Below are 11,812 nucleotides of genomic sequence, written 5' to 3'. Positions count from 1 at the left end.
TAGAAAAGATCATCCGTTTTCTTTTTAATGTCCTGCCATCATTGCAGCCTTCGCATCTTTTGTTTCATCATCTGGTGTATGTTCCGGCTGTTGTTTTGGTCTGCGAAGGATTGTTCCTAGAAGTGCCCCGGCTAATGTAATCCCTGCAGCTAGAAGGAAAGTGTCGCCATAGGCGGTAACGGCTGCTTCAATCGGATTAGCTGTTTCTGTCATATGATCAGTGATTCTAGACGTTAGGAACCCAGTCATACCTGCTACCGCAAATGAAACCATTACTTGTTGAGCCGCTGTTGTTAATGGTGTGACACGGCCAACAAGATGCCTTGGAGCAGATTGAAGAACATGAGTATTAATCGCCATCATGGATAGACCCATTCCTGCTCCCATCATCACTAAACATGTAATGATAAATCCAGTAGTTGTATCGATAGAAATTCGTGAAAGCATAAATAGAGCTCCGGTAATAATAGACAAACCTGTTATAGCTAAAGGACGAGCGCCTATTTTATCATATAAACGCCCTCCGATTGGCATCATAACACCTGACGCTAGAGCTTGTGGAAGCAGAATTAAGCCAGTATCTAAAGCACCGTAACCTTTAACTGTTTGTAAAAATAACGGGACAATAATCATAACCCCAAATAAAGCGATTTGAGACATCCATGCAATCACAATTCCTTTTGTAAAGTTAGGTGATCCAAAAACTCTCAGCTCTAATAAAGGCTGCTTTTGACGAAGTTCAACGAAAATAAAGATAATAAGAGCAACTCCACCTACAATTAATCCGGTAAGAGTTTCTGTTGAAGACCAGCTTTTACCCCCTTCACTCACTCCATAGGCTAACATTGCGAATGCGATAGGTGCTAATATAATTCCTAAAAAATCAAGCGATGGAACGGTCTTACGTTCAACTTTAGGCAAAAATTTAAGTCCAACCACTATTGCAATAATACCGATTGGCAAATTAATAAGGAAAATCCAGTGCCAAGTAACATATTCTACAAGATATCCTGCTAAAACAGGTCCCAGTGCAGGTGCTAATAGCATCGGAATCCCAAGTGTTCCCATTATGGCCCCCATTTTATCAGGTGGAGCAAGTCGAAAAACCATGGCCATTCCTATTGGAGCAACCATTCCTCCACCCAGTCCTTGAATAACCCGATAGATAATTAGCTGTTCAGGGTTTTGTGCAATAGAACATAGAACGGAACCAAGCGTAAACAAGGCGATCGTAATTAAAAATATCTTTTTTGCCCCAAATCGGTCCGTCATCCAACCAGCTAAAGGAATGACAGCTGCTAATGCAAGTGTATAACCTGTTATGGACCATTGCATCGTCGAAACATCTGACTTAAAATCTTCCACTATTCCAGGGAGCGCAACATTCATCGCTGTACTATCAAGAATGACCATTATCATACCAACAATGACAGCTAACAGTGGTCCTATGATGGTTTTGATAGAAAAATCTTCATTGTTATTTTCTGTTTTTTCTGACATACGAAATTCATCTCCTTTTGATTACATAGTATTACTCCAATAAATCTCATTAACATGCTATTGAATTTTAGCAGTAGTAAATGAAAATAAATAGTCTATTTTTCCCGTTTTTTATATGTTATAATTAAGCTGGGAAGAACTAACTCCATTTTTAAGCTATAGTTAAACCTCATATAGTATCACATTCTCCATGTAATCCAAACTAAATTTTAGTCCTCTGCTTATTGCTGAATATAAACCGCCTATTATCTGTACAATAGAAGATGGAAAGCCTTCTATATTACTCAAACATCCCTTCTTTATTCAATTAACTCCTTTTCGAATAAAATCTTTTACTATGAGACTCTTTATTTAGGATTCTATAAAAAAAGAACTCTTACATAACACGATAACAGCGTTATACAAGAGTTCTTCTGATTTTTAATTAATGTGCTAAGCTGAATAGTCCTTTGATATGTGTTAAGTAGCGGACATTACTTGCTTCTTTCATAAGTGTTGCAGGGAAACCTTTAAGTGATGTATTGTTAGCTCCAATTGTAGCAACTCCATCTTTACGACCAAGACTTGCTAAAGTTCCTGAGTTAATTGGTTCGAAAGATTTGAAAGTTCCCTCATTGAAATAAGCAAATAAGTTATAACCTGTAAGCTCACCCATTTGCCATGCGTTTTGAGCAGTTGGTGCATGTGGTCTTCCACCATCAGCAGGGAAAGCAACCGCGCTGTCACCAACGACAAATACATCTGGATGTGAGCTTGATTGAAGGTATTCATTAACTGTTGCACGACCGCGGTCTACTGCAAGTCCTGATTCACCGACTAATGGATGACCAGCAACTCCACCTGTCCATACGAATGTATTTGCAACAATTGTGCGACCATCTTTTAATGTGATTTCGTTTCCACTTACATTTGTAACAGGCAGACCCATTAAGAATTCTACACCGCGCGCTTCTAAGCTTGCAGTTGCACGTTCAATTAAGTGATCAGGTAATACTGGAAGGATTTTTGGACCAGCTTCTACAAGTTTAATTTTTAATTCTTTCGGATCAACACCGTAGCTTCTTGCCACTTCCGGCATATGGTCAACGATTTCACCGACTAATTCAACACCAGTTAATCCGCCGCCGCCGATAACAATTGTTGCATCTGCTTCATTTTTAGTTTTTGCATATTGTTGAATTTTCCCAACAATATGATTGTAAATTTTATTTGCATCAGTAACTGATTTTAATACCATACTGTTTTCTTCAAGTCCTGGAATACCGAAGTAGGCTGTAACACTACCTAATCCAACAACAAGCGCATCGTATGTTAAAGTAGTACCATCAGAAAGTTTTACTTCTTTAGAATCAGCTGAGAAAGACTCAACTTTAGCAATTTTAAGATCAACATCTTTTCCTTTGAAAAGCTTAGTTAAAGGCATAGAAATTGCTTTTTCAGCGATTGTTCCACCAGCTAGGCGGTGTAATTCTGTAATAATTTGATGTGTTGGGTATTGATTAACGACAGTTATACGAGCGTCGTTGCTTTTCATATAATTGCGAGCTGTTAAAGCTGTTAAAAGTCCGCCATAACCTGCTCCTAGGATTACAATATGTTTTGACATTTTATTTTTCCCTCTCTACTTAAGTTTAAAAGTTAGTTATTTTTATTTTTCGCGTTCAGATGCTACTTGAAGATAAGCATTAACAAAACGGAAAAGCTTTTGAGCTTGCGGATCTTTAATCATTTTAAGAAGATCAAAAAGACCGATTGCCTTATTGCTCTCTTCTGCACGATCTTTCGCTTCGATCGCAGTTGCAGCAATGTTTTTCACAGAAGCTACTACTGGTTCACTGATTTCTTTAATAGCACTTACTGTATCATTTTTTAGTACGTCATCTGTTGCAACGGATTGAGCAAAATCATATGACTTATTTAAAACGTTTAAAAGTTCAGTTAGCTTTGGCAGCTGCTCAATTAAGGCTGTTAAAGATTCTTGGACTTCTGGTTTTAATAGTTGATCAAGAACTTCTTGATTTGAACGAGTATTCAATACCTCTTCTTCAGGCTTTGATGAATTAAGTTGTACTGTCATTTGTAAATCTCCTTTATTTTAGTTAATAAACAGTCTAGACCAATCCTTTGATAAGTTTCGACTAAATATACCTAATTTACTAGCTGTTTCTCTCACCGAGACACATTGATCTTTTTCTTCTAGAAATAGAGGGCAGAACAGCTATACTTTTATTTTGATATCTAAAATCTCTTTCTTGATATTCAAAAAAATCCCAATCTGAATCTGCTTAATATCTTTAATTTAACATTGTTAAATATACTACTTATTTCAGCTGTTTTCAATATTATAAAATAAGAAAAGCTCTAAGCTACGATTTGTTAGATCACATCGACTAATTTATTTTCAGTCTTTTGTAGAACAATTCACCTCTCATGACGAAATCTCTCTTTCATTCATTTTACAAGAATTCACTCACTATCGGATGAACCTTATCTTTCCAATTTCAGAAACTTTGTCTTCATTTCTAGGAAAAACTTAATTTTCCAAATTATCTGAATTCTATTAATAATATTATTATCATCGTTTCTCTTTTTTAGTGAAAAAAGATATCACCAATGATTATACCGACATTGCTATAATAAATAGATTCCTAATCTAAAAGGCGATCCCCTGTCATTTTGAAGGAGGTCGCCTTTTTGTTTTATCATAAAATCGTGACTAACTCTTGCTTACGCTGTTTGTTTATAAGAACGGGTAGATGGCATTGGCATATGCCTGTGCCCCTTTTTGGTTCGGATGTCCAATCGACGCTCGCTTGCAAATTTCAAAGTCCATACCTGTGCAACCTGCTTCTGTACAAGAGACGAGACGTTCAGCTGCAATAAGATCCTGCGGAGATAAGTCTAGATTGATCCCGAACAAATAAGGATCATCTGTTAGCGCAGCATGCTCTGGACCAATGTTCGGGTCTGCGAAGAAAATTCGTGTTTCTCCGCCTTTTTCAGCATTAGTTTCATCAACTGCCTGCTGTAAGAAAGACTTGGATTCACTCGCCAGCTGAAGGCTGCGATCATGGATAATGTCCAGATGGTGCTTAGTCAAAAATCCTGATGTGACGCCGCCTGGAATACCTTGTGTTGCTATTCCTAAAGCAATCAGTAATACTTCCACAGCCGTCAGATCACTATGCTCAGTTACTGGCGGATAATATCCAGTTATGATGATTTTCGCCTTTTTAAATGTCGCATGCACCTTATCCAGTAATACTTTTGCATCATCTAAAAAATATTGACGATGTAGAGGGGTTAATTCAGTGTTTGAAAATGGATTAAGAACTACCCTTAAATTCACATCGTTTATGCCGCCATCTATAATAATTAAATCTACTTTATCAGGTTCTCCGACAAACAGATCTACTTGTTGCAAGATCGTTGGATATGAGTTCGGAACTTCCCCATCCCATGCTGGATTGGAAGCTGTATCTTCATGACCAATAATTGCACCTGAGTGGGCAAGAACTTGTGTATAAGATCCGATATTCCCCAATCTTGATTTCACTGCATTACCGACAAGAGTAAAGTGCTTCTCATGCGGCCCGAGACCTTGTCCCCAAGAAACGGAGTCACCAAGCACAAGCATATGGAACGTATCCAAAACTAAATCCTGTGTATTCGAAGGCGTCCCGTCTGCAAGCACAACTTGAGCTGTTACTTGCTCCCCCGAAGCATTATCGACCACCGTATTAGGTCGAACCAATGTAAACTCCAGCTGTGTTGGACTTAGGAGCCTTACGTCTGGCATATCCTGTCCATGAATCCGTACGATAGCATTGTCAGCAAATCCACTCCCGGTTAAGGTAACCTTTTTTCCAGGAGACACCCGGTTTGGATAGTCTTTGTTCATATTCTCCTGTTCGACTGAATAAATCTTTGGTTTGATATATAACGAAATCTTATTTGAGAGAGTTCCATCTTCCTGTCTGACCTGCAAAGTATGCTGTCCTCCGTTTATAAATGGTACGGAGAATTGAAGAGCAGTATCACTATATATCATCGTTTTTACCGGTGCACCATCAATAAGTACTACATCTGTTTTTGTAAATCGCTTTCCTTCAATGGTGACATTTTCTTCTGCAAAGGCATAGGCAGGATTTGCTTCAAAGATGGCAGGTTCAGTCCACTTTCTTTCAAAATCATCCGAATCGATGATAGAAATACGAATCGGGTCAGTTAATTTCATTCCATCTGAGCCAGTCAGACCTGGGCTTGCATAATAACCATTTGGTCCTCTGGCGCCGGCCGTTCTCGGTCCAGGTCCGCAGATTGCTCCAAAGTTCGCTTTAACGGAAGTACCAACCGGACCGCCTTCTCCGCCATTACCAGGATATCCAGGCTGACCACCGGCACCGCCGCGTCCGCCTTCAACGGTGACATCAAAACCTAAAATATAGGAATTAATGACGGTTTGAGGAGCATAAATATACAGCCTGCCGCCGTTGCCACCGTTCCCTCCATCACCGCCAGGTCCTGCATTTCCACCAGCGCCTCCATTTCCACCGGCCCCAGCACCTGATTTACAAAAACCTGACCAGTCAAGCTGAGCAGGTTTTCCTCTGCCACCTTGTCCGCCATTGCCGCCGTCTTGACCGTCTCCGCCTCGTGTACCGTCTTGACCTCTTAAGTCAAAGGCAGGGCGCCCGTTCATCTCTAATACCCATAATTCTATTTCAGGAGCACTATGTCCATCAGGTCCTCGTCCGCCTTTCACTGCGTGTATACCATTTGTACCATTTATCCCTGTAAGTGTCGAAGAAGTAGGAGCTTGTGAAGGTGTAGCAGGTTTCCAAGGTTTTGCCGGGCTTGCTTTAGTTGGGCGTTCCCATGTAAATGTGACATTCTGGCCAACCGTAATTTTTTCTGCAATTAAAATAAGATATCGCTGTGGCTGTTTTAACACGACTGTTGTGTTATCTTGTATGTTAATTTCAGTAGCTACCCAATAAGCTGTATCAATGTTAATCTGAGAAGTAATACTTGGACTAGAAGCAGCAAAAACCGTCTGAGACGGGATTGGGACAGCCTTCAATACAGAGGCTTGCCCACCAAAAGGCTCCAGAACGGAATTGATTGCTCCTGTATTTTTTGCTTTATATGCGGATTGAAAATAAGTAGTAGCAGCTATCAAATCTGAGCTGGGTTTTGTCAGTCCAGCTTGAGGGATTAAATTCCCTGATAACTGAAGTGCTCCAAGGGATGAAAGAGAGCTAATCCCGGCTGCCTCCAACACTGCCTTATGATATTGCATGCGATCCTGACTACTTGCTGCAACAGCAACTGACTTAGAAGAAATAGAAAGCGATTCAAGTGAAACAGGGTTTAGTACACTGCCTGACATTTTGGACATAGAGTTCCTCCTTGGTTGAATAATTTTACTAATCTATAAAATTATTCAAAAACTTTTACCATAATAGAATACAAATGGTTTGTCTTCTATTTCTAGAGACCATAGTCCCTTTTGGTCGACAGACTCTAAAGCAAGTAATGACAGAAATCGTCATACGTGCATATTTCCAATACAAGAAAAAAGCTCCCATGAAAGGAGCCGACTTTTTATTCCTTTGTACATTAATTTGGAAAATTAATAGTTTATAATAGTCTCCAAATATCCTTATAGTCTCGAGTAAAAGATTTATCTATATCTTTTATTAATTTTAATGCTATATAATGATGGTGATTCCCTTTAGCGGCAGGAAAACAGTAGATCCTTCATTCATATCTTCCATTAAACTACCATCATTCCTATATACCTGTATCTCTCAAACTTCTCATTCGACATAAAGAACCTTTAATTGAAGAAGATTTTAAAGTATCTGAATGAATCTAGTTAATATAAACCATATTTTAAACAGTAAAAAAAGAAATTAATAAGGTTCTTTTTAGCTGATTAATTATTTATTTCTTTTATCCATTGTTCGAATACTAATTCAGTATCTATATTTACATAAACATATGTTACTATTAAACGATTTGAAAAGATTAATAAATTTAGTTAGGTATTCAGCCTTTACAGGTACTATAGGTGGCCATTGCCACAGTCTATTTTTTAGTCCTATATATCTTTCTTCTATTCGAATTTGAACATATACATCTTCCATAAAATCTTCTTTTTTCTCATCTTTTAAAAAGTATGTAATATACTTATTAGCAATTTTATTAATATGTTTATGTGGTGGTAGTAAATCACCCTATATAAGTAGTACTAATTCTTCCATTTGTACACCTCTTCTTCATAATTATTTTACGATTTTATTAAGAAAATGAATCTTATATCGTAAATACAGATTCATAAGATGTTTCTTAATAAAACTTTATTCTAAAGCCAAAAATGCTTATTTCAGCGTCTTCAAAATCCAACAACACAACGGTTAAAATGTTAAAAAGTATATAATAAAAAGACCTCAATAAGAGGTCAAAAATGAATCTGTTCCTATGTTATCCTTAATCTTTTAGACTGTTTAGTTCGGAATATGATGACTCCGATTACAATTAGGGCAATTATTACAACAGAAGACAGGAAGAATGTGTTAGATAGTATATTCATTATGTGAAAAGGTGCTTTATGAACATAAACAGCCTTTACCCACTGATTATCTTCTTTTATTGCAATTGCAGTGGAAGTTGGTGTCCCTTTTATTTCATAATACTTTGTTCCTTTTGGGTAATAGTTTGAAGCATCTCCATAATAATTTCCAGTCATATCATCAGGTTTAGTTTTTACTTCCCCAATCATTTTACCAATCTTATTCTCTTCGGTAATTTCTTCTTGCTTAACTTCATAAACATTTCCTTTCCAAACAACAAAAGGATATGCCCAAGATAATGCCTGAACAGAAGAAGAAATAATAAATATAAGTATTAAGGATAAAAATATTATTCTTTTCATAAACATCTCCAAAGGCTAACCATTTTACATGATCACAAAGGAAAATTTAAGAAACTGTAAATCGATCTAAAAACAACAAATCTCTTAGAAAACAACCTTTATGAAAGATCGTCTGAAAAGTTGTTTAAAAAGATGGTGTGAAATTGGACTTTCACACCATCTTTTTGATTTCTCTTCTTATTTTATATTTAATACTGTACATAAATATAGAAGTCTATGCTATAGAAGAACTTACATGTTAAATTATAAGAGAGTTTTTTCTAACTCTTTAACCAATTCTTCCGCTCCTTCACGACTAAGAATTATATTTCCTGCGTATACTTTATTTCCTTCAGAAATTTTCCCAGTCATGATACATTCCATTTCAGGTACATATTTTCGTAAAATAATACAATCTTTTTCTACTAAAATCTCCATTGGGTCTTTCTCATCGATATTCATCGTTCTTCTTAATTCTTTAGGTAAAACGACTCTCCCAAGTTGATCCATTCTTCTTACCACACCTGTACTTTTCATAGTTGTTCACTCCATAAATTGTTTATTTTAGATCTGGATTTTTTACTTTTCTCTAGTTGTTTTGTACGATGTTCTAATAACCTTTCAAATATTAAAACAATATTCCTCTTAAGAAAGATAACATAAAGTATAGTTCTAAGCTATATCTGAAGAAATTAACTTTTTGCTATAAGAAGGATGAAAAGATGGAGTAAACCCTTCACCGAACACCTCAGTTGCCTCACAAAAGATGATAAAAGCATGAGGATCAATTTCTTGTATCATCGATTTTAGGTCCTTTATTTTTAATTGATCAAGTACAGTCATCATAATAACTCTTTCACTATTAGTATAACCTCCGGCTCCCGTTATTTTTGTTAAACCTCTATCCAATCCATGTAAGACCGATTCAGTTATTCCTTTTTCATATTCTTTGGATGATATGATATATGCTACCTTTGATCCTTTATTTTTCCCCTGAATAATATCTATCGTCTTTCGTGTCACAAATGCCCCAACTAGAGCGTATAACGCTTTTTCAGGTGAAAAAATTATTCCTCCTGCAATCATAACGGCTGCATCCATAAATATAATGGACGTACTTTGTTTAATAGACTTTCTCTTGTATAGAATCTGAGCTATTAAAGTAAAGCCACCTGTATTCCCACCAGCTCGAAAAACCACTCCTAGCCCAACTCCTACCCCTAATCCGCCAAAGATAGAAGCTAATAAAGGATCATCGGTAAGCGGAGGCAATTTGCTTGTGAGATAGATAAAAAATGGAATTAGCAGAGAGCCAACGACCGATTTTAAAATAGAATGTAACCCTAAAAAGTAGCAACAAACTATTAATAAAAGTAAAGTAGTTACCAATAAAATAATAGCTGAAGGAACATGAAAAACATAACTAAGAACAAGAGATGCTCCCGTTAAACCGCCAGAAGCAATCTGGTTTGGACCCTGTAATAAAGTAAAAGATAAAGCAACAATAAATGTACCTGCTAGCATAGATGTATAAAACTTAACTTGATTCATAATCTTCTCCTTTTTTAAGAGATTATAAACTTCTGAGAATTCTCTAGCAATGACGCAGATTAACGCCTTAGTGTTTTTATGCTTCTATGCTTTTATTTGTTAAATTAATAAGAAAAAAGCTATCATTCTATTAAACTGAGTGCTTATCAAATTTTCTTATATGATATGAATGCTTGGAACACTTTTAAAGACAAGTGAATATAATTAAACTAAGTCTCCTTGAAATATAAATATTTAGACTCCCTTCTAGCAGGGAGTCTTTTTATGAAATAAATTAATTTAAAAAGGTCGAATATAGTAAAGTTAGGTGCAAGGAAATGTGTTGGATTAAAATAAAATTTGATCCTAAATACCTTATTTTACGTTAAATTTAATGAATCCGTTTTGAAAAAAGATTAAAATGAAGCACATTTTACACAGTAAAAAGGGATCTTTCTTTGATTAAAAGATCTCTTTATTTATTTAATATTCTTACCCTTAAATAAAAACCTATCATCTAAATCTGAATGTGTCCCATTATAATTAACTTCATTATCAATATCTTCTAAATTTAACTTAGTAATATCATCGTCATCTTCACTACCAATAACAGCAATTAATCTCAAATCTTTCCCTGGAGTACCTAAAAGTATCGCCGTAGATTGATATGTATCAAATCTAGTTTCTTCAGCAAGATATTCTGACAAAATCTCTAAAATATCATCTTCATTGTATTTAAATATTTTTCTCTTATTATTTTGACTCATTATGTTTTCCCCCACAATCTGATTAATAATAAGTTTAATTTATTATTTAAGTACCCTATAACTGTTCTTCAACTAACTTACTCTATTATGTAAAGAAGATCCTGAAGTATCAAAACCATTGCTTTATATCAACCTACTTAACATAAAGCACATTTTACAAAGCAAAAAGGATCTTTTAGTTAAAGATTCTCTTATTTTTTATTCAATTAATACTATCCATTAGTTAAATAAGTTTGCTACTTTTTTCTTTTTCTCCATGTAATAAATATAGTAATAGCAACTAATCCTAAAATGCCGATTACAACGTATGTAAATGGATGAACCACAACCAAATAACTATCTTTATACTGATAATTTTCACTTCCAACTAGCATTGAAATCCTCCTAAAATTCTTACTCTATTTCAAAAAATTATACTCTATTTAACATAAAACACATTTTATAAAGTAAAAAAAGGGATCTTCGAATGAAAGATCCCTTAATTTTCAAGACTCTAGCTGATTTATTTGAATCCCTCTACAAATAATAATGATCTTTGTTTTTGAAAATAAATCAATTTCATGTGAAATCATTTGGTTAGATGTTTCTAAAATCTCATCATATCCCCATTCATCAATGCCACACATACCATCCCAAACTATTTCATTTAGATTAGAATAAACATTTCGTGTAATATCATAATCAAAGAAAAATCTTCTTACCTCACTCCAAACTATTTCATATAAAGAGCCACCCGAATGCTCAATAATCATACGAATGGAAGTTGGATCTTTTATTTCTTCTTCACTACTTCGGTCAAAATGATTAATCAACTTTATATGCTTGATATGACCATCGTGAAAAGACTTATGAAGAATAAATTCAAATGTTTGTTCATCAAAACGATGTGCAATCGTTTTTAAATATTCTCCATATCCCTGAATATCCCAATTTTCCTCTGATACTAAAAATTTCAATGGAAATCCCCCCTATTTTTCTACAATTATCCTACATTTTGAACTGTCATAACAAAAGAATTTTATAAGAGGATGATTTTAAAATAATTAACTCTAATTAACATAATCTACATTTTACAAAGCTAAAAAGGATCTTCAAT

At 35.3% G+C, this 11,812-nt stretch carries 10 protein-coding genes; all 10 read right to left on the bottom strand.

Going from position 1 to position 11,812, the window contains the following annotated elements; all coding sequences use genetic code 11:
- Positions 1-24: 24 nt before the first annotated feature.
- The 10 genes from BFA01S_RS18450 to BFA01S_RS18410 all read right to left on the bottom strand — a co-directional run bounded on the left by BFA01S_RS18450 (position 25) and on the right by BFA01S_RS18410 (position 11,672).
- A complete protein-coding gene (locus tag BFA01S_RS18450; protein ID WP_066234204.1) occupies positions 25-1,500 on the bottom strand; it encodes an MDR family MFS transporter in 1,476 nt (491 codons plus the stop codon).
- A gap of 424 nt (positions 1,501-1,924) precedes the next feature.
- Positions 1,925-3,106: an NAD(P)/FAD-dependent oxidoreductase gene (locus BFA01S_RS18445; protein ID WP_066234202.1), complete on the bottom strand. Its 1,182-nt coding sequence runs from the start codon at positions 3,104-3,106 to the stop codon at positions 1,925-1,927.
- A gap of 42 nt (positions 3,107-3,148) precedes the next feature.
- The gene (locus BFA01S_RS18440; protein ID WP_066234199.1) at positions 3,149-3,577 is read right to left on the bottom strand and encodes a helical membrane plugin domain-containing protein; all 429 of its coding nucleotides are present in this window, start codon (positions 3,575-3,577) and stop codon (positions 3,149-3,151) included.
- A 663-nt stretch (positions 3,578-4,240) separates the two neighbouring features.
- The gene (locus BFA01S_RS18435; RefSeq protein WP_066234196.1) at positions 4,241-6,901 is read right to left on the bottom strand and encodes an SGNH/GDSL hydrolase family protein; all 2,661 of its coding nucleotides are present in this window, start codon (positions 6,899-6,901) and stop codon (positions 4,241-4,243) included.
- 1,083 nt (positions 6,902-7,984) lie between these two features.
- Positions 7,985-8,440: a hypothetical protein gene (locus BFA01S_RS18430; protein ID WP_066234194.1), complete on the bottom strand. Its 456-nt coding sequence runs from the start codon at positions 8,438-8,440 to the stop codon at positions 7,985-7,987.
- Between the two features lie 243 nt (positions 8,441-8,683).
- Positions 8,684-8,956 carry an AbrB/MazE/SpoVT family DNA-binding domain-containing protein gene (locus BFA01S_RS18425; RefSeq protein WP_066234191.1) on the bottom strand — a complete coding sequence of 91 codons (273 nt, stop codon included), beginning with the start codon at positions 8,954-8,956 and terminating at the stop codon, positions 8,684-8,686.
- Between the two features lie 135 nt (positions 8,957-9,091).
- Positions 9,092-9,970 carry a YitT family protein gene (locus BFA01S_RS18420; protein ID WP_066234188.1) on the bottom strand — a complete coding sequence of 293 codons (879 nt, stop codon included), beginning with the start codon at positions 9,968-9,970 and terminating at the stop codon, positions 9,092-9,094.
- 458 nt (positions 9,971-10,428) lie between these two features.
- Entirely contained in the window at positions 10,429-10,716 is a 288-nt protein-coding gene (locus tag BFA01S_RS18415; protein WP_066234184.1) for a hypothetical protein, read from the bottom strand.
- A gap of 236 nt (positions 10,717-10,952) precedes the next feature.
- Positions 10,953-11,090: an LPXTG cell wall anchor domain-containing protein gene (locus tag BFA01S_RS22570; protein ID WP_156483898.1), complete on the bottom strand. Its 138-nt coding sequence runs from the start codon at positions 11,088-11,090 to the stop codon at positions 10,953-10,955.
- Between the two features lie 111 nt (positions 11,091-11,201).
- Complete coding sequence (locus BFA01S_RS18410) at positions 11,202-11,672, bottom strand: hypothetical protein (protein ID WP_066234182.1); 471 nt, start codon at positions 11,670-11,672, stop codon at positions 11,202-11,204.
- Positions 11,673-11,812 lie beyond the last annotated feature (140 nt).

Source organism: Metabacillus fastidiosus NBRC 101226, assembly GCF_001591625.1.
GTDB lineage: Bacteria > Bacillota > Bacilli > Bacillales > Bacillaceae > Metabacillus > Metabacillus fastidiosus.
The sequence above is the reverse complement of the archived record's forward strand: the minus strand, read 5'-3'. Positions and strand labels throughout refer to the sequence as shown.